Origin of the sequence: Limoniibacter endophyticus, assembly GCF_014652835.1 — a bacterium.
GTDB lineage: Bacteria > Pseudomonadota > Alphaproteobacteria > Rhizobiales > Rhizobiaceae > Limoniibacter > Limoniibacter endophyticus.
The window spans coordinates 145,188-168,114 of sequence record NZ_BMZO01000004.1 but is presented as its reverse complement, the minus strand read 5'-3'; the positions used below and the strand labels follow the sequence as shown (position 1 = coordinate 168,114).

The 22,927-nt window shown below is 57.0% G+C and carries 22 protein-coding genes, 1 tRNA gene and 1 pseudogene; 11 read left to right on the top strand and 13 right to left on the bottom strand.

What is annotated here, in order from left to right:
- Positions 1 to 91: 91 nt before the first annotated feature.
- On the top strand, positions 92 to 1,273 hold the full coding sequence (locus tag IE151_RS07310; protein WP_189489340.1) for an amino acid aminotransferase: 1,182 nt from the start codon (positions 92 to 94) through the stop codon (positions 1,271 to 1,273).
- A 33-nt stretch (positions 1,274 to 1,306) separates the two neighbouring features.
- Here IE151_RS07310 and IE151_RS07305 read toward each other — a convergent pair whose 3' ends face one another.
- Both IE151_RS07305 and IE151_RS07300 read right to left on the bottom strand, forming a co-directional pair.
- Positions 1,307 to 2,416 (bottom strand): pyridoxal phosphate-dependent aminotransferase, encoded by a 1,110-nt coding sequence (locus IE151_RS07305; RefSeq protein ID WP_189489339.1) that lies wholly within the window; start codon positions 2,414 to 2,416, stop codon positions 1,307 to 1,309.
- Between the two features lie 170 nt (positions 2,417 to 2,586).
- Positions 2,587 to 3,657, bottom strand: a complete 1,071-nt coding sequence (locus tag IE151_RS07300) for a porin (RefSeq protein WP_189489338.1) — start codon at positions 3,655 to 3,657, stop codon at positions 2,587 to 2,589.
- Positions 3,658 to 4,491: 834 nt separating this feature from the next.
- Here IE151_RS07300 and IE151_RS07295 point away from each other — a divergent pair.
- Together IE151_RS07295 and IE151_RS07290 are read left to right on the top strand one after the other, a co-directional pair.
- Positions 4,492 to 4,582: transfer RNA gene (locus tag IE151_RS07295), tRNA-Ser, on the top strand.
- Between the two features lie 34 nt (positions 4,583 to 4,616).
- A complete protein-coding gene (locus IE151_RS07290) occupies positions 4,617 to 5,828 on the top strand; it encodes a BaiN/RdsA family NAD(P)/FAD-dependent oxidoreductase (RefSeq protein WP_189489337.1) in 1,212 nt (403 codons plus the stop codon).
- Here the strand turns inward: IE151_RS07290 and IE151_RS07285 are convergent.
- Positions 5,818 to 7,440, bottom strand: a complete 1,623-nt coding sequence (locus IE151_RS07285) for an alkaline phosphatase family protein (RefSeq protein WP_189489336.1) — start codon at positions 7,438 to 7,440, stop codon at positions 5,818 to 5,820. The two genes, IE151_RS07290 and IE151_RS07285, sit on opposite strands and share 11 nt — an antisense overlap.
- A gap of 53 nt (positions 7,441 to 7,493) precedes the next feature.
- On the opposite strand from IE151_RS07285, the gene IE151_RS07280 reads away from it, so the two are divergent.
- Positions 7,494 to 8,423 carry a lysylphosphatidylglycerol synthase transmembrane domain-containing protein gene (locus IE151_RS07280; protein WP_189489335.1) on the top strand — a complete coding sequence of 310 codons (930 nt, stop codon included), beginning with the start codon at positions 7,494 to 7,496 and terminating at the stop codon, positions 8,421 to 8,423.
- Here IE151_RS07280 and IE151_RS07275 read toward each other — a convergent pair.
- Genes IE151_RS07275 through ribA form a run of 3 tightly spaced genes read right to left on the bottom strand, consistent with a single transcriptional unit; the run spans position 8,413 to position 11,044 of the window.
- On the bottom strand, positions 8,413 to 9,147 hold the full coding sequence (locus IE151_RS07275; protein WP_189489334.1) for an FkbM family methyltransferase: 735 nt from the start codon (positions 9,145 to 9,147) through the stop codon (positions 8,413 to 8,415). The genes IE151_RS07280 and IE151_RS07275 overlap by 11 nt on opposite strands.
- On the bottom strand, positions 9,144 to 9,929 hold the full coding sequence (locus IE151_RS07270; protein WP_189489333.1) for a CDP-alcohol phosphatidyltransferase family protein: 786 nt from the start codon (positions 9,927 to 9,929) through the stop codon (positions 9,144 to 9,146). Before IE151_RS07270 ends, IE151_RS07275 begins: the two co-directional genes overlap by 4 nt.
- Complete coding sequence (gene ribA / locus IE151_RS07265; RefSeq protein WP_244636647.1) at positions 9,926 to 11,044, bottom strand: GTP cyclohydrolase II RibA; 1,119 nt, start codon at positions 11,042 to 11,044, stop codon at positions 9,926 to 9,928. The genes IE151_RS07270 and ribA overlap by 4 nt, the downstream gene beginning before the upstream one ends.
- Positions 11,045 to 11,207: 163 nt before the next feature.
- Here ribA and IE151_RS07260 point away from each other — a divergent pair, with 163 nt between their 5' ends.
- The 4 genes from IE151_RS07260 to IE151_RS07245 are packed head-to-tail and all read left to right on the top strand — an operon-like array spanning position 11,208 to position 14,457.
- Entirely contained in the window at positions 11,208 to 12,203 is a 996-nt protein-coding gene (locus IE151_RS07260; protein ID WP_244636646.1) for a zinc-dependent alcohol dehydrogenase, read from the top strand.
- A 9-nt stretch (positions 12,204 to 12,212) separates the two neighbouring features.
- Positions 12,213 to 12,614: a 6-pyruvoyl trahydropterin synthase family protein gene (locus tag IE151_RS07255; protein ID WP_189489331.1), complete on the top strand. Its 402-nt coding sequence runs from the start codon at positions 12,213 to 12,215 to the stop codon at positions 12,612 to 12,614.
- Positions 12,611 to 13,657: a glycosyltransferase family 4 protein gene (locus IE151_RS07250; RefSeq protein WP_189489330.1), complete on the top strand. Its 1,047-nt coding sequence runs from the start codon at positions 12,611 to 12,613 to the stop codon at positions 13,655 to 13,657. Before IE151_RS07255 ends, IE151_RS07250 begins: the two co-directional genes overlap by 4 nt.
- Positions 13,654 to 14,457, top strand: a complete 804-nt coding sequence (locus IE151_RS07245) for a class I SAM-dependent methyltransferase (RefSeq protein ID WP_189489329.1) — start codon at positions 13,654 to 13,656, stop codon at positions 14,455 to 14,457. The genes IE151_RS07250 and IE151_RS07245 overlap by 4 nt, the downstream gene beginning before the upstream one ends.
- Here the strand turns inward: IE151_RS07245 and IE151_RS07240 are convergent.
- The 5 genes from IE151_RS07240 to IE151_RS07220 all read right to left on the bottom strand — a co-directional run bounded on the left by IE151_RS07240 (position 14,372) and on the right by IE151_RS07220 (position 18,494).
- Positions 14,372 to 15,217, bottom strand: a complete 846-nt coding sequence (locus tag IE151_RS07240) for a RibD family protein (RefSeq protein ID WP_244636645.1) — start codon at positions 15,215 to 15,217, stop codon at positions 14,372 to 14,374. The genes IE151_RS07245 and IE151_RS07240 overlap by 86 nt on opposite strands.
- On the bottom strand, positions 15,214 to 15,744 hold the full coding sequence (locus IE151_RS07235) for a cytochrome b (protein WP_210310870.1): 531 nt from the start codon (positions 15,742 to 15,744) through the stop codon (positions 15,214 to 15,216). Before IE151_RS07235 ends, IE151_RS07240 begins: the two co-directional genes overlap by 4 nt.
- Before the next feature lie 60 nt (positions 15,745 to 15,804).
- Positions 15,805 to 16,734 carry a DMT family transporter gene (locus IE151_RS07230; RefSeq protein WP_189489328.1) on the bottom strand — a complete coding sequence of 310 codons (930 nt, stop codon included), beginning with the start codon at positions 16,732 to 16,734 and terminating at the stop codon, positions 15,805 to 15,807.
- Positions 16,735 to 16,845: 111 nt separating this feature from the next.
- Entirely contained in the window at positions 16,846 to 17,568 is a 723-nt protein-coding gene (locus IE151_RS07225; RefSeq protein ID WP_189489327.1) for an AraC family transcriptional regulator, read from the bottom strand.
- 95 nt (positions 17,569 to 17,663) lie between these two features.
- Positions 17,664 to 18,494, bottom strand: coding sequence for an aldo/keto reductase (locus IE151_RS07220; protein ID WP_189489326.1), 831 nt, complete (start codon positions 18,492 to 18,494; stop codon positions 17,664 to 17,666).
- Between the two features lie 144 nt (positions 18,495 to 18,638).
- Between IE151_RS07220 and IE151_RS07215 the strand changes: the two are divergent.
- Both IE151_RS07215 and IE151_RS07210 read left to right on the top strand, forming a co-directional pair.
- A pseudogene (locus tag IE151_RS07215) lies at positions 18,639 to 19,028 on the top strand (porin); the annotation flags it as partial.
- Positions 19,029 to 19,059: 31 nt separating this feature from the next.
- On the top strand, positions 19,060 to 19,998 hold the full coding sequence (locus IE151_RS07210; protein WP_189489324.1) for a tyrosine-type recombinase/integrase: 939 nt from the start codon (positions 19,060 to 19,062) through the stop codon (positions 19,996 to 19,998).
- A gap of 10 nt (positions 19,999 to 20,008) precedes the next feature.
- Here the strand turns inward: IE151_RS07210 and eutC are convergent, their stop codons facing one another.
- Positions 20,009 to 20,806 carry an ethanolamine ammonia-lyase subunit EutC gene (gene eutC / locus IE151_RS07205; protein WP_189489323.1) on the bottom strand — a complete coding sequence of 266 codons (798 nt, stop codon included), beginning with the start codon at positions 20,804 to 20,806 and terminating at the stop codon, positions 20,009 to 20,011.
- Positions 20,803 to 22,194: an ethanolamine ammonia-lyase subunit EutB gene (locus tag IE151_RS07200; RefSeq protein ID WP_189489322.1), complete on the bottom strand. Its 1,392-nt coding sequence runs from the start codon at positions 22,192 to 22,194 to the stop codon at positions 20,803 to 20,805. The genes eutC and IE151_RS07200 overlap by 4 nt, the downstream gene beginning before the upstream one ends.
- 139 nt (positions 22,195 to 22,333) lie before the next feature.
- On the opposite strand from IE151_RS07200, the gene IE151_RS07195 reads away from it, so the two are divergent.
- Entirely contained in the window at positions 22,334 to 22,915 is a 582-nt protein-coding gene (locus IE151_RS07195) for a YqaA family protein (RefSeq protein ID WP_189489321.1), read from the top strand.
- Positions 22,916 to 22,927 lie beyond the last annotated feature (12 nt).

The following is a 22,927-nucleotide window of genomic DNA, read 5'->3' as shown; positions in this document are numbered from 1 at the left end:
TTGGCTGGTCCAGAATTTTGGGGTGGCTGGCAAAGAGATTTGGCGCTATTTCTCCGCGCGGCGCGTGAAACAGCTGCGCAGTGAGGAAAGAATGTTTGAAAATCTCGTTATGCCGGCACCGGATGCGATTCTTTCGCTGATGGCGAGCTACCGCGCCGATCCACGTACCGACAAGATCGATCTTGGCGTAGGTGTTTACAAGGATGAGACGGGCAAAACGCCCGTCATGCGTGCGGTGCGCGAGGCCGAAAAGCGCTTGGCGGCGCACCAGGACACGAAAACTTATCTGGGTCTCGCCGGCGATGTTGCTTTCAACGCAGCGATGATAGATCTGGTTTTCGGCCCAAATGCGGATAAGGCACGCCTGCGTGCCGTTCAGACGCCCGGTGGTTCCGGTGCGCTGCGACTTCTTGCTGATCTTCTCAACCGCGCTAAGCCCGGCGCAACCGTCTGGCATTCCGATCCGACGTGGCCGAACCACATTCCGATTCTGCAAAGCGCACAGCTGAAGACACAGGCCTATCCTTACTTCGATGCAACGACAGGCAGCGTTCGTTTCGAGGCCATGATCGAGGCACTCATGAGTGCGAATGCGGGCGATATCGTGTTGCTGCACGGCTGCTGCCACAATCCGACCGGCGCCAACCTGACGATCGCGCAGTGGACGGCTCTTGCCGATCTGTTGGTCGAGAAAAATCTCTTTCCTTTCATAGATCTCGCCTATCAGGGGTTCGGCGACGGGCTGGAAGAGGATGCAGCGGGTCTGCGTATCGTCGCCGGTAAGGTGCCGGAACTTTGCGTTGCCGCTTCGTGCTCGAAGAATTTCGGTGTCTATCGCGATCGCGTCGGCGCAGCCATCATCATGGCGCGCGATGAAGCGGCCGCGACTATTGCTTTTACGCAGATGGGCGCTGTTGCCCGCGTGCTTTATTCCATGCCACCGGATCATGGTGCGGCAGTGGTGGGCATCATTCTGACTGATGCCGACCTTAGCAGGATCTGGCGCGAGGAGCTTGACGAGACGCGCCAGCGCATGCTGCGCCTGCGCACCGGTCTTGCCGATGAATTGCGCAAGCAATCAAACTCGGACCGTTTTGATTTCATTGCCGAACATCGCGGCATGTTCTCTCGGCTGGGCCTGGAAAAAGCGCAGGTCGAGCGCCTGCGCGAAGAACATGGCATCTATATTGTCGGTGACAGTCGCTTCAACGTGGCTGGACTACCGGAGGGACGCCTCGACGTGCTGGCGAAAGCCATCGTTTCGGTTCTCTAGCAAAAATGGGCGCGGCTTTCGCGCCCATTTCCATCATATGCGTGCTGTAGCCAATGCCTTGGGCAGTGCCTCGGCCAGAAGGTCGAGTTCATGATCGAGGCCGACGGAAACGCGGATGAATTTATCGAGGCCCCGAGCGACCGGCTTACGTACGAAGATGCCCTGCGCAATAAGATTGTCGAGCACCTTCTGTGCGAAAACGCCATCGGCGCCGCAATCGACGGCAACGAAATTGGTAGCCGAGGGCAGGGCCTTCAGGCCGTTCTCTTCAGCGATTTGCGTGATGCGTTCGCGCCCCGCAGCAACCAGTCCGACGACTTCTGAAAGATAAGCCTGATCGGCAAATGCCGCCAGTGCGGCAACTTGCGCCATACGGTTGACGCCATAATGCGTGCGGACCCGCTCAAAGGGGCGGATCAGCTCTGCCGGGCCGAATGCATAACCGCATCGAATGCCGGCAAGACCGTAAGCCTTTGAAAAGCTTCTCATACGGATAATGTTGGGGCGCAGCGGTGCTATGGCTGGAATGGCAGAGGCCGGAGCAAGCTCGCAATAGGCCTCGTCGAGAATGACCAAGGTGTGCGGATTAATTTCGGCCAGGAATTTCTCGACGGCATCGGCCTCACACCAGGTTCCCATGGGATTGTCGGGATTGGCAAGATAGACGATACGCGCGTTGTTCGCGTTTGCTGCTTCGGCCAGCGCGACCAGATCTTCGCGGTAGTCGCGATAAGGTACGGTCACGAGCTTTGCTCCGAAACCCGTAACGTGAAAATTGAAGGTCGGGTAGGCGCCAAGCGACGTCACCACTGCCTCGCCGGGTTCGGCAAACATCCGCACAGCTAGATTGAGCAGCCCGTCCACGCCTTCACCGACCACGACCATCTCCACATCGAGGCCCAGTTGGTCGGCGATAGCGGAGCGAAGATCGTAATTCTCCGGATCGCAATATTTCCACATATCCCCGGCCGAGGCCTGCATCGCCTCGATTACACGCGGCGATGGGCCGAAACCGCTTTCGTTTGCGCCGATGCGGGCAGCAAATGATGTGCCCCGCTCACGTTCGATTGCCTCCGGTCCAACGAAGGGCACATGATCGGGAAGGGAGGCGGCAAGACGGGTAAAGGGAGGAAAACTGCTCATTGGATATCCGGATAAGAACGCTTCTGGCCAGCAAAAGCAGATTTCAAATTGTTATCCGGGGGAAGGGCTGCTGGCAACCGATGGCAAAACGGAAAAGTCATGTGCAGCGCTTCAAAAGCAAACAGCCCGGCAAAAGCCGGGCTGTTCGTTAAATCCGATACTAGATCAGATTAGAAGTTGCGCTGGAAGCGAACAAAGCCTTCGAAGTAGCCGTCTTCACCCAGCTGGTCGACGGTGTCGCCGTCCCAGTAGTTGATCGCGATCTTCGTGTTGAAGTCCTTGACGATCTTGTAGTCGATGATCGCGCCGAGAGCCCAGTCGTCGTTGCCGGCATATGGGTTCAGGACCGTGCCGACGGTGTCGTTCGAGTACGAGTCATGTGCGCTGGCGAAGTACTGGCCACCGAAGCCGACCGACAGCTTTTCGGTTGCTGCGTACTTGAGCAGAGCGCCAGCCGACCATTCGTAACCGAAGTTACCAGCAGCAACAGAATCAGACGGGTTGCTCCAGACGGAGTAGACGCTCGAGCCGGATTCGTAGGTTGCGATACCTTCGAGAGCAAGACGTTCGGTCAGGTTGACCGAGCCAACGAGCTTGGCGAACCATTCTTCAGCGGTTGCGTCATATGCACCGTAAAGACGTGCGCCACCCCAGCCCTGTTCAACGCCCAGACGAGCGATGACGTTTGGCGTGTAGTCGTAGTTGTTGTCGTATTCTTCGAGGTTGATGGTGGCGGTGAAGCCGTTACCACCGTCCCAGGTGTAGCCCATCATGTGGACGCGGCTGTCATAGCCACCGGAGTCGAATTCAGCCGAAAGGGCGTCATCGTTGATGGTGGTTGCAACACCGACCTTGAAGCCACCGAGTTCGATGAAGGCCTGACGGAGCGAAGCAGCGCCGGCGCCACCGCTCGTGTAGTCAGCGCGCAGTTCAATGAACGAACGCAGCGTGCCGAGTTCGGTTTCCGAACGAGCGTCGATACCGAGCGTCGCACGACCGTACTTGTCGAAGCCTTCGTCGTTGTCGAGTTCCGAAGCGTTGATCTGGTAACGAACGTAACCGCCGATCTTGAGGCAGGTTTCGGTACCCGGGATGTAATAGAAGCCAGCGCCGTAAACGTCACAGACGCGGACATATTCCATGGGTTCCGGCTCAGCGAAGACGACTGCGTCGGCTGCGCGAGCGCCAGAGACTGCTGCAACCATTGCAGCGGAGCCGAGAAGAAGGCTCTTGATGTTCATTTTCTGACCTCCAGTCAAAGTTCTATTCGGGTTTGGGTCTTTTTTGCTGAAGGACAGCTTCCCTGCCCCATCCCCACTTGTGACGAGAAAACTGCGCAGCGCGCCTCTCTCTCGCCACAGACTTTTAACGATCCATCCTGCGGGATCAACATCGATCTGCCTTTCTTCCGGCTCCACCCAGACCGAACCGAAAGGGCTGTTGCGCAAAAGACACGAAATTCATGGGCGCGGTCATCAATTATTTACCATAGATTGCTTACGGTTGTGAAGTTCACGCTTAGGTAGTAATGAAAACAACTCCCCGGGGCCGAATTTTTCGCTGGTAAAGCAGCTTCCTCCACGCAATGATTCGACTTTTCCGCGATTTAAATTCCTGAAAATTAAAGAAAAATTAACGAATTAAGATTGGGGTCAGTCCGGCAGGCATCAAAAGGACAAGCCTTGGGAGCAAATCCACGGGGCGAAGTTTCCCAATCACGGATTACCAATGAAGGCCACATCCGCAAAAGCGGCGATGGGTCCTGTACCCTGATCGCCTGCCAGATTCTTAAAGAGATACCGCGTGACTGGCGTCGCCATCGGTGCGGTGGCGAGGTGACGGGAATAGGGCAAGAAAATGTCAGGCCTGCCTTATCTGGTATCGCTCGTGAAGCGCGCGCAACAAGCTCCGGCAGGATGATATATATAATGTGTAAGCTGCTCGGGTTCTCGCCGGTACAATATGAGATTGAGGCGCCTTGCGGGCATCCGAACAATAATTCCGCTGAAAACTGCAGGAAAATGCAAAGCTGGCTATTGCGTTTGCCAAGTGAACTCCGCTATTTGCGAGGCCGTGGAGAGGTGGCCGAGTGGTCGAAGGCGCTCCCCTGCTAAGGGAGTAGACCTCAAAAGGGTCTCGTGGGTTCGAATCCCATCCTCTCCGCCACTGCCTCGATCGTTTAGGCGGAGCTTTTCCAGACATGGCCGACGGTTTTTTCTTCGACACCGTGATTCTCGGTGCAGGCGCTGCCGGAATGATGTGCGCAGCACATGCCGCTTCACGCGGTGGTCGGGTCATGCTCATCGATCACGCCAAGGCGGCTGGCGAGAAGATACGCATATCTGGCGGTGGACGTTGCAATTTCACCAATCTTAATACGGCACCGAGAAATTTCCTCTCCAACAATCCACATTTTTGCAAATCCGCTCTCAAGCGCTATACGCAAGCCGATTTCATCGCGCTCGTCGAACGTTACAAGATCGCTTATCACGAGAAGACGCTCGGACAGCTGTTCTGCGATGGGTCCTCTAAGCAGATCGTCGAGATGCTCCTTGAGGAGATGCGCCGCAACGCCGTGGAGCTGCGTCTTTCCACCCGGATCTCCGCCGTAGATCATGAGGGAGACGCGTTCCGTCTTGTTCTGGAGCACGAAGGTCGCGAGATGGGCGTGCGTTGCGCCAATCTTGTTATCGCCACAGGAGGCAAGTCGATCCCCAAGATGGGTGCGACGGGTTTTGGCTATCAATTGGCAGAGAAATTCGGCCTCGCGGTCCTGGAAACACGTGCAGCTCTTGTGCCGCTGACCTTTGGTACGGATTTTCTCGAACGATATCGACCGCTGGCGGGTGTCGCGGTCGATGCACGCATTTCCTGCGGCAAGACGACATTCGAAGAGGCGATGCTCTTTACCCATCGCGGTCTTTCCGGTCCGTCCATCCTGCAAATATCCTCATACTGGCGCGAAACGACACCGATCCGCATCGATATGCTGCCGAGCACGGATGTTTTTAGGCAACTGAAGGCGCGCAAGCAAAGCGAGCCGAAGAAAGCGGTAGCGACCATTCTGGGCGACATCGTTCCGAAACGTCTGGGAAACCTGCTTTGCGACGAGCACGCGCTGAACCGCCCCATTGGCGAGACCGGCGACAAGGCTTTGCAGAAGCTTGCCGATGCCGTCCATCGTTGGGAGGTGAAACCGGTTGGGACAGAGGGGTATCGTACCGCCGAAGTCACACTTGGTGGCGTCGGTACAAACGGCCTCGATTCCCGCACTATGGAGGCGAAGACAGTGCCGGGACTCTATTTCATTGGTGAAGTCGTCGATGTTACGGGCTGGCTCGGCGGTTATAATTTCCAGTGGGCCTGGTCTTCAGGCTGGGCGGCAGGAAACGCCATTGCCTCTAAGGGCTGAATGCCCGCACAAAAGCCTCGCGAAACTCGTCCATGCGCCTGGGGGCAGGATCGGGCGCGGGCAAGAGGCCTTGCGTCCATTCCTGCCCTGAAAGACGCGCAAGCAGCGCCGGATCTTTTGCCACTATGTGAATGGGCACGGCCCGCGTCGCGTTCTGTCCTGTTATGATTTGCGCCGGCTGGTGATCCCCAAGTATGATGAACAAGGTATTCTCGCTGAATCGAGCCATATATTGCCCCAGCGTTTCCAGCGCGTAATCGATCGTGCGGATATAGTGGTCGCGTATAGTATGCTCGTCCGCCCAAACAGCGGCGGGAGACTGGCCTGCACGCACCTGCGTATTGAAGATCGTGCCATCCCCCACTCGCGACCAATCCACGACACGAGGCACCGGGGTCCACGGCGCATGGCTGGAAATCAGAGCAATTTCAGCAAAGACTGCCGGTCGGCCGGATTGGGTACGCTCCTCGCGTTCAAAAGCTGCAAGCGTATATTGGTCGGGCATGGTCACCCAGTTGAACGGCAGGCCTTCGTAACCAAGGTCGCCGGCTGCGAGAACCCGTTCATAACCGAAATAGGCGGCTTCCGGCCAGTCAAGCACGATCGCCGGCATGACAGCGATGCTGCGCCAGCCGCTCTCGCGAAAGATCGCGTTGAGACTTTGACGCTCGCTGGCAATCAACCGGTCGTAACGCTGCTGGCTGTCGGTCCAGGTCCCGGACAAAAGCGCGCCATGAGCCAGCCAGCTCAACCCGCCCGATGTGGGCGACAACAACCAGCTGCTTTTCGCATGCAGACCGGCCAAGGCAAGCTCATCCTGCATCTTCTGCAGGCGCCAGCGTGTGGCAGGAGCATAAGGTGGGGCGTTGATGGCGCTGGCACCGTAGGATTCGACAAAGACCATGATGACATCCATGCCCCGCAGATGCATCAGACGCTTGGCGGGCGGCAGCATTGAAAGCGGATCATGCGCCAATTCCGCTTCATAGATCCGCAGGTCGATGATGGAGCGTCGCATCAAAGCCATACGTTCGGTAATGAAAGGGAGAAGGCGCAAATCGGCACGCAGGTCAGGCGTGTTCGACAGGCGTGCAAAGAGATTGCCTGCAAGCCCGACGGCGAAAACTGCCGCAGCGGCAAATAGCAGGTGACGGCGCTGCACGATCAGCCTCAATGCGCCGAGCGACCAGTGCAGCAAGACACCCGTGAAAAGCCAGCAGAGCAATGCTGAAGCAATAATGGCAATCGCCTCGTAAAGCCCGACGGTACCTGACAGCAAATTCCAGCCGTCGTGGAGGATTTTCGCGTCGAGCAGCGGGTTGAACGGTCGCGAAAATGCGGCATGCGTGCCGAGATCGGCAAGCTTCAGAAGGAGAACGAGACTGGTGAAGATGACGGTGAGAAGACGCACGGCACGGAAGGAACAGCCGCTGGTCCAAGCCAGAATTATCAGGAGCAGCGGGACTTCCAGCGGCAGACGCACGAAATTCAGGGGCATGAGATCGCCCGGATGAACCGGCAGATTGAAAATTGCGACCAGTAACAGGACGCCAATCGCTAGCCGGAAGAAGATCCGGGCCCGGCAAGGCCATGCAAGATCGGCACGGTTCATGTGAGAGTACAAATTCTTTCTTCCCGTTGCCGCGTGGTGAGAGTGTGCCTGTCATGAAGTTGAAACGCTATAAGTGGCTGGCTGCTCCGCTTTTTGCCCTGTTTTGTCTTGTGGGCGTTTTTGCCTTCGTGGACTGGCGCGAGATCGCGCGCAGTCTCGCCGCCGCCAGCCCGTTTTACCTGCTGGCCGGTCTTGTGCTGGTGCAGGTGCAGATCGTGCTTTCCGCCTTGCGGTGGCGCTATACGGCGCATCAACTGGGGCGATCCTTGCCAGCCGGGAGGGCGATCCTTGAATATTATGCGAGTTCGTTTGCCAATATGGTGATGCCGGGCGGCGTGGCCGGTGATGCGGTCCGCGTGGCACGTTCGCGTCAGGAGGGCGAAGGCTGGGCAGGTGCCGTGCAGGCGGTGATGATCGAGCGTTTCTCGGGGCAATTGGCTTTCTTCATCGTGACCACTGCGGGCTTCTTCATCTGGCCGTTTCTGGACGCGGGTGATCGTCCGCCGGAGACAGCCCATATCCTTGCGGTAATAATTTTGATTTGCGTTGCTGTAACTGTTTCCCTTTTTGGCTTTCGGCGTTTCGGCCCCCGAAGCGTGCGTGCCCGGATCGCGGATTTCACCAATGCTGCCGCCAGAGCTTACAGTTTGCCGATTGCAGCAGTAACGCAGACGATGTTGAGCGGAACGATTGTTGCAAGCTACATCGCCTCTTTTGCTGCCGTATCTGCTGCCATAGGGGCGCCATTGCCGGGGGCGGCGATCCTCACCGCCGTGCCGCTCTGCCTGCTGACGATGATGGTTCCGCTTGCTACTGGCGGCTGGGGTGCGCGGGAAGCCGCCGCCGCGGCGTTGTGGCCCGTATTTGGCTTTACGGCAGATCAAGGCGTTGCCGCCAGCATTCTCTACGGCGCTATTGCTACGCTCGGCGCAGCGCCGGGCTTGCTGGCTTACATGCGCAAATATCAAGCATTTACCGGTTGAGCCTGGCATAGAGATTACCCGATCTCTCACTTTCGTCCATACCGCGTAATATCCGGAGCATGGCATCTGCCTCCAGCCACTCAGCATGTTTGAAACGCTGTTGCTCACCGACGATGCGATTGAAACGGTAGCTCCCGAGTTGGCGGATACGTTCGAGACACGCTTCGGCTACCTCGATGGCTGCCGGAATATATTCGAAGGATAGAATGTCGATCGGATGACTCAACCCGTTGAGAATATCGGCCTCCGCACCTTCTACGTCAATTTTACAGAATTTCGGACAACCGTGGACGGAGATTAGTGCATCTAGCGTCGTCATCGGAACGCTGACGACTTCATCCCATCGTACATGACGAAAGCCGGGACTCCATTTCACTGCGTCGATCCATGATTCGGAGATGGTGGAAACGGTGGGATGGCGGCTGGAAATGCGCAGTTCGGTTTGTCCGACTCTGGCACCGGCAGCCTCGCGCACGAGAAAAACACGCGGGCCGCGCAAGGTCTTTTCGAGGAAGTCGGCGAAGTCAGGTTGCGGCTCGAGGGCTACCACGCGACATCCTAGCGCAAGAAATGTGCGTGTATGATTGCCGACATGCGCTCCGATATCGAAGACGAGCGCGTCATCTTCAAGAAACTCGGCATAAAGCCGCTTGAGCGCGATGCGTCGCCAAGGCTGGCAATAATAGATGATCAATGAGCGCAGCAGGCCGATCGGCAGCCTCATGTAGTGGCCTTATGACCCAGAAGATCAAGAATATCGATGGCGAAGGAGTAAACGAGGCATGCAAGTGCAACTGCGGCAATGACGGGCGCGTAAGGTTGCTGGACGACCGGGGTAAGGATGATGCAAAGCGCTATGATCTGCATGACGCATATGGTCTTGCGGCGATAGGAATCCTCCAGTTCGCCGCGCAGTCGCGGCCAAAGCAGCCGGCCGAGCAGGAAGAGGTGACGCATCACGCCGATGAGAATCACCCAGGCACCTGCCTTTCCGAGTGCAAAAGCCATTACGGAGAGGGACAGGATTAGCGCCGCGTCGATTTCCATGTCGAAGCGGCCACCGAAGGAAGAGCACTGGCCGGCGCGGCGTGCCAGCCACCCGTCGAACCCGTCGAGAGAAAGAGCGAAAATCGCGGCCGCAACGAAGGCCCACATCCACATTTCCATCGCCGGCGCGCTTAGCCAGTCTGTCTCGAACAGAAGGCCGCCCAGAAGGCATGTCATGCTGGCGCGAAACGCAGTGATGGCATTTGCCGCCCCGAAGCGGGCGTGCGGATATTTATCGAGATAAAACACGACAAACGAAGACACAGCTGTGTAGGCAGCCAGTGAAAACACGGCAAAGCCGACGCCAAAATCCAGCAGTGCGTGGAGCGTTACGATTGCCGCGAGTAGAAGTGCGCCGATACAGGCGAGAATTACGAGGGTATCGGTGAGGATCGAGCGCGAGCGCCACGCTTCGACCGGGCCTGCTGTATGATGACGAGCTGATGCAGCAAGGCTCATGCTGATCGCTCCAGAGCTGCAATGTCGATCATGTGTCCGGCGCGAACGGATTTTGTGCGCAGATAGTTCAGATTTTCCGCCGTGACCACGCCGCCAACCGCGGTCCGCCCGATGACGTCAATGCCGCTCTTGCGCAGATAGGCGATTTTCGTCGGGTTGTTCGTCAGGAGATCGACCTTGTCGATGCCCATTATCGATAGCATCGCTACCGCAGCTTCATATTTGCGATGGTCTGGCCCGAAACCCAGCTCGGCATCCGCATCTATCGTATCCAGACCTTCGTGCTGATAGCCATAGGCACGCATCTTGGCTCCGATGCCGGTGCCGCGGCCTTCCTGATCGAGATAGAGCATGATGCCACCGCCTGCTTCGTACATGGCAGCGAGACCGTTACGCAACTGGTCTCCGCAATCGCATTTCAAAGAACCGCAAAGATCACCGGTGATGCATGAGGAGTGGATACGAACAGGAACCGGTTTGGAGGAATCCGGCTTTCCAACGACGATCGCGATCTGATCGCGCTGGGCGATGCCGCCGCGGAACACGAAGAACTCGCAATTGCCGAAATCCTTCAGCGGCACCATGGTGCGCACCACCAGTTCAAAACGCTGTGCGTGTCTGGCTGCCTGCGATACGTCATCGACGTTGACGCTGACGCATCCATCAAACAGCTGGCGCGAACGAGAAATGTCGGCGCAAACGACCCCCGGCAGAAGCAGGGAAAGTTGAGCCAGTGAAGAAGCTGAGCGCATTGCATCGGTCGCGGGGAGGAAGTGACCGGGCAAGGCCACATCGCGCGCAAAGGAAAGACGGGAGGCTTCTTCGAAATCGATGCCGGAGAGTGGAAGTGCCAGGCCGCCAGCCGTTTCAAGTCCAAGCGCTCCTGCACGGAATGGCGACAGGAAAAGCTGATGCATGTTGTCGCTGGCGACGGCAAAAAGATCGAAGGTTGAGGGGGCGCAGGCGTCCAGTGCGAGCGCGGCAATTATTTGCGCCTTGTCTTCCACGACAATAGCGCGCCCGAAGCGTAGCTCTGAGGAAGCACGCTCGCATCGAATGGCCGGATCGACTGTCATGAAACTTGTTTTGGCAATTTTGCCGCGAATGGTGGCCATCGCATGCTCCTCATGGGTATTCAGCTACGGACAACGTTCGAAACCGAATTATTTTCCCCGACGAACCTTTTTTATTTTCCGTTGCGGAACCAACCCGCCAATACGCGCTTCTAGCCTATGGATTTTATTCGATTTTCGCAGCGTAATGCGCAAAGGGGACAAAGTGAACCTGACGGCGGATCCCTTGTTCTGCTCTTTGGAAGCCAGTGCGCTATGGCTGGAGAAACCAGGCGAAGCGGCATTGCGCCAAGAACATCTGCCGCAACCTGCAGACGATCAGATCGTATTGCGTTCGCGGTTTGGCGCGATCAGCCGGGGAACTGAAGCTCTTGTCTTCAAGGGACAAGTTCCAGAGAGCGAATGGCAGCGCATGGAATGCCTGCATCAGGATGGTGATTTCGGCTTTCCCGTCAAATATGGCTATTGTCTGGTCGGCGAGATTGAAGCTGGGCCGCATGATATGATTGGCAAGCGCGGCTTCTGTCTCCATCCGCATCAAACGCGGGCACTTCTGAAGGTGGAGACTTTCCACCCGATTCCCGAAGCTGTGCCGTCGCGTCGCGCTGTTCTCGCGGCGAACATGGAAACGGCTCTCAACATCGTCTGGGATGCAGGGATTGCTACAGGCACAAGGCTTTGCGTCTTCGGAGCGGGTGTGGTTGGCCTTCTTGTTGCGCGTATAGCGGCGAAGATCCCTGGTGTTCAGGTCACTATGGTCGATATCGATGACGCAAAACAGGAAATCGCAGAAGCTTTTGGCTGTCGTTTCGCAAATGCCGACACGCTTTCCGGAGAATTCGATGTGCTGGTCAATGTCTCGGCCTCGGGGGAGGCTTTGCAGTTGGCGATTGACAATGCGGCCCTCGAAGCAAAAATCGTCGAAGCGAGTTGGTACGGTGAAAAAACTGTCGAACTGAGACTCGGCGGGCCGTTTCACTCAAAGCGCCTCTCGATCATCTCCTCCCAGGTCGGTCTCGTTGCGGCATCACGCCGAGGGCAGGTTGATGCGAAGAGACGCATGCAGATTGCCCTTTCATTGCTCGACGATCCGTTACTCGATCTGCTCTTTTCCGGCGAAACACCTTTCGATGCGCTCCCCGCGCGCTACGGCGTTATCCTCGCCGACAAATCCACCCTTTGCCACAGAGTCATTTATTGAGGATTTGCCATGTTTGCTGTTGAGGTTCGCGACCACATGATGATCGCCCACAGTCTGCCGCGCCCGTCCTTCGGGCCCGCCCAGGGTATGCATGGAGCGACATTCCTCGTCGATGCTGCCTTCTTCACGCGAGAGCTTGATGAGGACGGACTTGCCGTCGACATAGGTCTAGCGACCGCTATTCTCGCTAGAGCATTGAAGCCGCTGAATTATAAGAATCTCGACGAAGTGGACATATTCAAGGGCAAGGTGACGACGACCGAATTTCTCGCCAAGCATATTTTTGATACGCTGGCACAAAATGTGCGTGATGGGGAGCTTGGGCACGGTAGCAGCAGTCGCGTCGCCAGAATTCGCGTCACGCTGCATGAATCGCATATTGCGCGCGGATGGTACGAGGCTGAACTTTGAGCAGAATACTATATTTTGCCTATCCGGGTGACCTGGAAATCCGTACCGGTGGTTATGGCTATGATCGCCGCATCCTCCACGCCTTGGGAAAACGGGGTTGGAAAGTGGAGGCGCTGCCGCTCGGGGAAAACTTCCCGCAACCTGACGAGCACGCACTGGCGCATGCGACGCGTATGCTCGAAACGGTGCCGGACGAAGCGTTTCTGCTGATTGACGGCCTGGCTTATGGCGTCATGCCGGAGGTTGCGCAGGTGCTTTCCGCACGCTTGAAGCTTGTGGCTCTCATCCACCATCCTTTGGCTCGCGAGGGGCATCTGGAGCCCTTGGTGAAGGAAAGGCTGGAACGCTCGGAGACTGAAGCACTGAAGCATGCGCACGCGGTCGTAGTGACCTCGCCAGCGACGAAGCGGCAATTGGCGGCCGAATTCGGTGTCGACGAGAGCAGGATTGCGATCGCGCTGCCCGGCACGGACCCTGGTATCCAGGCGTCTGGTTCGCCCGATGGCGTGCCACATATTCTGGCAATAGGCACGATCATCCGTCGCAAGGGACATGATGTGCTGGTCGAGGCATTGGCAGAAAATGCCGATCTGGAATGGACGTGCCGCATCATCGGCAACCGGTCGGTGGATGCGGCGTTCACTCAGGAGCTTGAAGATCGGATCGGACGATTGGGCCTCTCCGGACGCATCAGTCTGACCGGACAGGTCGATGATACACGTGGCGAATTGCCCGCTGCGGATATTTTCGCGCTCGCAACTTATTACGAAGGTTACGGGATGGTTTTTGCCGAGGCGATGGCTCATGGTCTGCCAATAGTTGCGACAAGAGCCGGGGCCATTCCCGATGTTGTGCCGCAGGAAGCCGGAATTCTCGTCGAACCGGGCAATGCGGCTGCTTTCGGGCAGGCGCTACGGCGGCTTCTTCAGGACAGGGAGCTTCGCACTGGACTGGCAGCCGGTTCACGCAGGCATGGGGCGACCTTACCGGGCTGGGATGAGACGGCAGCTACGATAGAAAAAGTGCTTGAGACGATCACATGAGCGGATTTCGCGAAGATTGGCTTGATCTGCGTGAATCAGCCGACTTTCTTTCCCGGGACAGGAGCTTGCTGCAAAGGGCACTCGGTTTTGCCGATGATGGCGAAGCCACCACCATTACCGACATAGGCAGCGGTACTGGTTCTACCCTGCGCGCCTTGGCCCCCGGTCTGGTTCGGCCCTTGCACTGGCGTCTTGTCGATCACGATCCGCATCTGCTCGGTATCGCAAAGAACCGACACGACAGGGAGATTTCTCTAGAATGCGTTGAAGCCGACCTGAATGACCTCGCGGCAATTCCGCTTGCTGGAACGCGATTAATGACGGCGTCCGCGCTCTTCGATCTTTGTTCACGCGCTATGATCGAGGCACTTGCCTTCGTTTTGAGACCGCGTGAAATTGGTCTTTATGCGGCTCTCAATTACGATGGCATGATCCTGTTTGAAACGCCCCACGCTCTCGATGGCGCGGCAGTCGCGGCGTTCAATGCGCATCAGCGCGGGGACAAGGGCATAGGGCCAGCTGCGGGACCTGAGGCAGCTCATATCCTTCGCGAGGTTTTTGAGGCACAGGGCTATTTGGTCGAAACGGCAAAAAGCGATTGGGCTTTGACACCCGAGCACGTTGCGCTGCAGAACGCCTTCATAGAAGGCATGGCGAGGGCTGTCGCCGAAACGGGTATGATCGACGCGGAAAAAATTGCCGCGTGGAAGGATTTCAGACTTCTGCAGACGGATCGCAGCGGTCTGCGCGTCGGTCATCTCGATATGCTGGGTCTGCCGCCAGATCAGGCGACCTTCTGAAATCACAGTCGAAGACGATATCGGAACCAATATCGTAAATGTCGATCTTTGGGCGTTGCGCCTGCGCTAACTTGTCAATGGGCGGTAGGGTAATGCCGGCGGGGCCGGCGCCGATGATGAGCGGCGCGACGGCTACATGCAGACGATCGATGCATCCGGCATTGATGAAACGCGATATAGTACAGGCACCACCCTCAACGAGGATCGTCTTCAAGCCACGTCCGCTCAGTGCGCACAGAATGTCGGAAACCTCCAGGCAACCGTTCTCCTGACGCTCGAGTGCGATTGTTTCGGCGTTGGGGGCGCGCGAATCGACGTCAGTCGCCTGCACGATGATGACTGGTGACTGCCCGTCATGCAGGAGTTTGGAGGCGTGTGGGATGCGTCCGCTCGGGTCAATCACCACGCGGGTCGGGTTTTGTCCTTCCACTGCACGAACCGTAAGGCTCGGATTGTCTGCAACGACCGTCCCGACACCGACGACCACGGCATCGACAAGGGCCCGACAACGGTGAAGGTGTGCGATTCCATCGGATCCCGACACATCTCGTGCGTCGCCGCTTTCAGTGGCCACCCGACCGTCGAGCGATTGACCGACCTGTGCAATTACCAGCGGTTTTTCCCGCTGCGCGATCGGGAGATAGAGCGCCGCGCAAGGGTCGAGGAACGCTGGCCGGACTGGTTCACCTGATCGTAAAGCCAGTAGATGCTTCCAGCAATTTTCGCGGAATGCCCTGCGCTGCATGTGCACAATGTTCATAAAATCCTCTGCAACGTAGCATCACGACGGATGAGGTGATGATAAAGAAAGCCGGCCATGTGCAATGCGAACAATCCCAGGATTGCCCAGGCGGTTATTACGTGAATGCTTATGAAGAACGCACCCAACTCACGCGACGGGCCTACGGGCGACCATACTGGAATAATGCCGAACCAGATCAGCGGAAAACCGAAGGCGTTAGTGGCGAGAAAGCCGCTGAGGGGCATGATGATCAGTGCAAGATAAAAAAGCCAGTGCACGGTAGCAGCCAGCGTTCCGGTCCAGTTACGCTCATGTTCAGGTGCGCCGGAGGTTAAACGGAAGCCGACACGCAGCAACATGAGCCACAAGACTAGAAAACCCAGCGATTCGTGGATGAGATAGAAGTCGAGCTTCACCTCATCCTTGAAATGTTCCAGCAGCAGCCCGAGCGGCCAAGTGGCAAGGACTATGCATGCCACGAGCCAGTGCAAGATGCGCAAGGACAGCGCATACCTGCTTCCCGGCGTGTCAGGTGCGATAGCCACTCTCTTCCCCGTATCTCAACCGCCTGATTTCCATAATGCGGGGTTGAGCGGAACGTTCCCTTATGCGGGCTGCGGCTTGGACCTGTGGGCGGTGACGCAGAGAATGACGCTGGTGCTAACGAGGAGCATTGCGACGATTTCCAGAATGGTCGGCAGACGTTGCTCCCATAGAAAACCATAGAGGAGCGCAAACAGCGTTTCGAAAAGAATCATCTGGCCGACCAGCGTGAGCGGGAGAAGCCGGCTCATGCGGTTCCAGCAGGCATTGCCGATAATAGACGCAAGGAAAGCCACAGCTAGCGAAATACCAATGAAATACAGCCAGTCGGGGGCTGAGTGGCTGGAACCGGTGAACACGAAGGCTGGCAGTATCAGAACGAGCGCCAATGCACCGGTAACGACGCCTGTCATCATGTTCCACTCGTCGGGCGTCAACTGGTCGAGCCGACCGAGCCAGCGGCTGTTGCCGACTGCAAAGCTCGTCCACGACGTCAGCGCGCATATGGCGCAGAGCAAGCCAAGAAGGCTCGCCGTGTCAAAACCGCTTTCGCTCCCGCTTAGCGTTTCCCATGAGATGCACAAAATTCCACCCGCCCCGAGAAGGAGCGATGGCGCCAGGGTACGCAAAGGCACAGCACCATGATCGCGGCTGCCGACGACGGTGACTGCGACAGGCAGAAAGCCGATAATGATGGAGGTCAGTGCGACGCCGCCAAGCTGCACCGCCGCGCCGATGAAAATGTAATAGATGATGTTCCCCAGCAAGCTGAGCCAGACCAGCGCCCGCCACTCTGGTCCTCCAAGATGGGCGCAAATGCGCTTGAATCTTCCGGCAACCATAATGATAGCCATCGCTCCAAACGCCAGATAGCGAGAGGCAGCGAGTTGCAACGGAGTGAAATTTTCCACGAGCTTGGGCGCGAGAAAGACAATCCCCCAGAGAGCTCCTGCGATGATGCCGAAGAATATACCTTTTTGCGTATTGCCCATGCTGTACGACCATTCTGCCGGATCACCCGCATATGACAGCGGATCAGGCATCCTTACCGTGGGACGAGCGCCACGTCTTGGCTTGAACGGGCAGAATTATGACGAAAATCGTCAAGCGTTGCGACGCAACTTTGCTGGTGTGATGCCGGTAGCAGCGCGAACCGCGCGTGTGAGGGCTGTCTGATCGGAGAAACCAGCTTCAAGAGCAACTTCGCACAGCGGCAGGCTCGTTGTCTCGATGAGCCTGAGAACGTGCTGCATTTTGAGATCGCAAAGCCACGCACGAGGGCTTTTCCCGACTTCGGCGCGAAAGGCGCGTTGCAGACTGCTGGCACTCATGCCCATCTCACGCGCCATTTCATCTGCGCTCCAGGCACGAAACGGTTCCCTCGAAAGCCGCGCAAGCAGTGCATCGAGTTTCCCTGCCGATGTTCCTTTCTCCGGCACGAGTGTGTCGAGCAGGAGGGAAAGCCAGCCGTCGGCTATGGTTCGACCGGGCGCCTTGCGTTCGCGTAGATGTGCCATGTAGCCGCACAGATGTGCAGTTGATGCATCCATTGGCAGGTAGATCTGGCGGGAAAAAGTCTCAAGCACACGCGGCGTGAAGCTGTTGAGCGGCACGTCCACGATAACGGAACGATTGCCGCATGGACCGATCTGATCATGCGGCGCTTCAGGCGCAACGAAGGCGCATAATCCCTTGCCCAGGCGGCCGCCACGGCCGCCGATTTCCATGTCCAGTGTTCCTGAAATAGGCAATACAAACTGCGCATAGCCATGGGCATCGAGGCCGATGCTTTCAGGATAGGAGCGAAGATGGATCTCGACGGACATGCTTTTGTCTCGGTGGCTCTGGCAAGAATATTTAACGCTTTTGGCGACCGCGTACCAGAGATCAAAGAGGGCGGCACTTCGGCCGCCCCTTAATATCAGGAATCCCACATTTCGGGAGCCAGGTCAGGCGGATTGACGATACGTCCATCCGGTCGGGCCAGTGCCGCGATCCGCTGATTGTCTTCGTCACTGAGTTCAAAATCGAAGATTGCAAAATTTTCAGCCAAACGGCTTTCCGTCACCGTCTTGGAAAGGGTGATGAGTCCGTCCTGCTGGACGATCCAGCGCAGCACCACCTGCGCGATGCTCTTTCCATGTGCGCTCGCGATCTCCCGCAGAACGGGGTCATTCAGCACCTTGCCGTCGGCCATGGCATAATAGGCGGTGATGGAGATTCCGGCCTTTCGCGCCGCTGCAATCAGCTTCGACTGGTCAAGGTAGGGATGATATTCCACCTGATTGGTAACGATCGGCGTTTCGCTCAGCCTTGCCGCTTCCTCCATCAGGGCAATGCTGAAATTGCTGACGCCAATGTGGCGCACCTTGCCAGCCTTCTGGACTTCGTTGAGAGCGCCGATGCGTTCGGAAAGCGATACATCGCTCTTTGGCCAGTGCAGCAAAAGCAGATCGACGTGATCGGTCTTCAGCTTCTTCAAGCTTTCGTCCACCGACGCGATCAGGTCGTCATGGCGATATTTATCGACCCACACTTTCGTCGTGAGGAAAATGTCGTCGCGCGCAATGCCGGAAGCCTGGATCGCTTCACCGACCTCTATCTCGTTTCCGTAAATCTGCGCCGTATCCACGTGGCGAAAGCCGGTTTGCAGAGCTTTTGGCAGGATACGCAAAGTATCTGCACCGGGAACGCGATAGACGCCAAAACCGAGTGCAGGAATATTTGCGCCGTTTGCAGTGACGAGATGCATGAAAGCTCCTTGGAGAGGCTGTTACAATTCTTTCGTAGCTGGGAACTCCGACGTTCCGCTTCAAGCCAAGAAAACCTTTTAAATAGCTGAATAGATGTACGATTTCTCTGAAAGCACCTTCATACTTTGACTGGAGGTCAGAAAATGAACATCAAGAGCCTTCTTCTCGGCTCCGCTGCAATGGTTGCAGCAGTCTCTGGCGCTCGCGCAGCCGACGCAGTCGTCTTCGCTGAGCCGGAACCCATGGAATATGTCCGCGTCTGTGACGTTTACGGCGCTGGCTTCTATTACATCCCGGGTACCGAAACCTGCCTCAAGATCGGCGGTTACGTTCGTTACCAGATCAACGCTTCGGAACGCGGCGCTAACGACGGCTTCATCAAGCAGGGTCGTGCGACGCTCGGTATCGACGCTCGTTCGGAAACCGAACTCGGCACGCTGCGTTCGTTCATCGAACTGCGCGCTCAGTACAACTCGGGCTCCCCAGACGCAGTTTCGCTCCGTCAGGCCTTCATCGAACTCGGCGGCTTCAAGGCACCCATTATCACAGGTTGCGAGTAAAAAAATGGAATGTCCCGATATATTGGGAGGAGTTGGAAAGAATTTTTCGATTGAATATAAGGGTATTGGGACTTCGCTTTATCTTAATTCATCCGAATCTACTAAAACAGTATTGGATGAAGAGTTAATAAATCTGTCCGAGTTGATGCGTCGCCATGGTGACATCCTCTGGGAGAACGGGAAGCACAAGGATAATGTACGCTCCTTCATCGGAGAGCTTGACGAAATTCTCTGTGGGCGCAGCTTTTCGGTTTTCAGCCAGGAGATGCTAGACGGGTTGATCGGCACCTTGCGCAATCGGGGAAACAGCAACGCAACGATCAACCGGAAGATGGCTGCTCTAAGCAAGCTTTTGAAAAAAGGCGAGAAAATGGGGGAGGTGGCGAAGCTTCCCACGTTTCAGAGGCAGAAGGAGCGGCAGGGACGCATCCGGTTTCTTGAAGGCGAGGAAGAAAGCCGTCTCTTCGAAGCGATCCGCAATCTCAACGAGGAATATTACAATTTTTCCGTGTTTCTGGTTGATACCGGCGCGCGCCTAGGGGAGGCGACCGGTCTGCACTGGAATGATTATGATGGCGTCCGGGCAACTTTTTGGCTGACCAAATCCGGCAGGAGCCGCTCGGTCCCTCTGACATGCCGGGCGAAGGAGGCGATCAAGGCGATGCAGAAGCGTCGCAACGGCCCGTTCTCCAATATCAAGCAGTATCAGTATCGGCAGGCATGGAATCTCGCGAAGACTCAAGTGGGTCTGGGACGCGACACCGAACTTGTGCCGCACACTTTGCGTCATACCTGCGCCTCGAGACTGGTGCGAGGCGGGATCGATATCCGGCGCGTGCAAATGTGGCTAGGCCATCAGACTTTGCAGATGACCATGCGTTATGCGCATCTTGCGACCGCTGATCTGGATTCCTGCGTGCCGGTGCTGGAACGGCGGCAATAGTCGCGGCCAGTCAGCCCTGTCCAATGATGGAGCGGTAATCGGCGGCGGAAGTCAGAAGCTGATCGCTCTCGTCTTTCAGGTTGACACCGCTTATCTGGCGGTCGAACGCCTGGTCAATCAGCCATATCGCCTTTTGTGCAGCAAGATGCGGCCTCAGCCCGTTGTCGCGTATGTTGGAGATGCAGTTGCGTTCCGCGTCGTTACGACCGGGGCGAGGCGCATAGGTGATATAAGCGCCCAAGCTGTCAGCCGAGGACAGCCCGGGCCTTTCGCCGATCAGCACTATCGCAAGTCGCGCCTCAAGGATGGCTCCGATTTCGTCGCCGATGGCCACGCGGCCATTCTCGACCAGGCAGACGGGTGCCAAGGTTAGCCTTCTGGCTTGGGTGGCTTCAATGAAGCTGGCAAGAAAGCCTTGTGTATGCGTTGAAACAGCAGTGGCCGAGAGGCCGTCGGCAATGATGATTGCGATATCGCCGGGCTCGCGATTCAGGGCAACGAGTGCCTGCTTGCTTTCGGGATCAAGCTTGCGGCCGAGATCGGGACGGCGCAGATAGGTGGCGCGGTCCTTTGCTGCGCTCTGAACCTGCAACGCTTCAAGGGTGTGTGATTGCAGGAATGCGATGAGAGATTGCGGATCAAACCCTGTATGCACCGCATCGCGTGCCAGCGCATGTGCATAAGCGAAATCGAGCACCGCATGGGTGGGGATGGCCGAGCCACTGCGCCCCATGGCGATGCGCGCGTCGGTAAATTGCGCCAAGTTTCGCCAGTTGTCGTCCGTTTTGGCTGGCTTCCTGTCGCTCACGCCGCTTCTCCACGCGTTGCAATATCGAGCAGACGCTGATGCTCGTTCTGCTTCAGAAGTGCGCCGTCATTGCCAGTAATCTCCATCTTCTGCAGCCACGCCTCGAATTCCGGCGCGCGTTTAAGGCCAAGAACTTCGCGAATATAGAGTTGATCGTGGAAGGAGGTGGACTGGTAGTTCAGCATGATATCGTCAGCACCCGGCACTCCTATGATGAAATTGACGCCCGCTACGCCCAGCATAGTCAGAAGCGTATCCATATCGTCCTGATCGGCCTCTGCATGATTGGTATAGCAAATATCGCAGCCCATCGGCACGCCCAGCAACTTGCCGCAGAAGTGATCCTCCAGCCCTGCACGCAGGATCTGCTTGCCATCATAGAGATATTCCGGACCAATGAACCCGACCACCGTGTTGACGAGCAATGGGTCGAAGGCGCGGCAGACAGCATAGGCCCGCGCTTCCGCCGTTTGCTGATCAAGACCGTGATGGGCATTGGCGGAAAGGGCCGAACCCTGACCCGTTTCGAAATACATGACATTGTCACCGGCCGTTCCGCGCTTGAGATTGCGCCCGGCTTCCATGCCTTCCCTTAGAATATCGAGTGTCACCCCGAAGCTTGCATTTGCCGCCTGTGTCCCGGCTACCGATTGGAAGACGAGATCGATGGGGACGCCTTTCTCGATCATGGCGATGGTCGAGGTTATATGAGTGAGAATGCAGGCCTGCGTGGGAATGGCGTAACCGGAGATGATTTCGTCGAGCATAATGGCGAGATCAGTTAAAATCGCGCCGCTGTCGGAAGCGGGGTTAATGCCGATAACGGCATCGCCACAGCCATAGAGCAAGCCGTCCACGATGCTTGCGGCAATGCCGCGGCGATCATCTGTTGGATGGTTCGGTTGCAACCTTACGGCCATGGTGCCGGGCAGGCCGATCGTGTTGCGAAAACGCGTGACCACGCTTGCTTTACGTCCGACGCTGACAAGATCCTGGTTGCGCATGATTTTGGAGACGGCTGCCACCATTTCAGGGGTAAGCCCTGACGCGAGTTGCGCAAGCGTTTGCCGATCGGCTTGCGGCGAGAGGAGCCAGTCGCGAAAATCACCGACGGTCAGATGCGAGACGAGCTTGAAAGCATCCGCATCGTGGCTGTCGAAAATGAGCCGCGTCACCTCGTCCTCTTCGTAAGGTACAAGGGCCTCTTGCAGAAACCGCGTCAGCGGCACGTCGGCCAATGCCATTCTGGCAGCAATGTTTTCCGTCGCGCTTTCCGCGGCCACACCTGCCAGGAGATCGCCGGAGCGGAGAGGGGTCGCCTTTGCCATCAGCGTCTTCAGATCGGCAAAGTGCCAGAGTGTTCCGCCCGCATTGATGCGATAGCCCATCGGTCGTCCGTTCCCTGTTTTCGGTCAGATTGCCACGTCTCGCCGACAGGTCAAGGGGAAGAGCAATCTGGTCCTGATCAACGATAGAGTAGACCTGACGCCCACTAGCTTCTATTCAGGTGCGCGACTGGAGAGAAACATGATTCGTGCCCTCTATGATTGGACGATGCGCCTAGCTGCCAAGCCGAAGGCCACCTATGCGCTTGGAGCCGTTTCCTTCGCCGAAAGCTCGTTCTTTCCGATCCCCCCGGATGCGCTTCTCATCCCCATGATATTGTCCAGCCGGGCAAGAGCCTGGCGGCTTGCCTTCATCTGCACGGCAGCATCCGTCCTGGGGGGCCTGGCCGGTTATCTGATCGGAGCCTTTCTGTTCGAACAACTCGCCACGCCGATATTGCGGCTCTATGGCTATGCTGACCAGTTCGGATCATTCGCAGAATTTTATAATGCGTGGGGAACATGGATCGTGCTTATCGGCGGGCTGACCCCGTTCCCTTATAAGATCATCACGATTGCCAGCGGCGCGACTGGCCTCGATATTGTGACCTTCCTCATTTTCAGTTTCATTGCCCGCGGAATGCGTTTTTATGCAGTTGCGGCACTACTTTACTGGGTTGGGCCGCCGGTACGCGAGTTCATCGAGCGGAGGTTGGGGTTGGTCTTTTCGGTCGCTGTTGCGCTTCTGCTTGGCGGCTTCGTTGCTGTCCGGTTTTTCTTCTAAACGCGAGAAGCC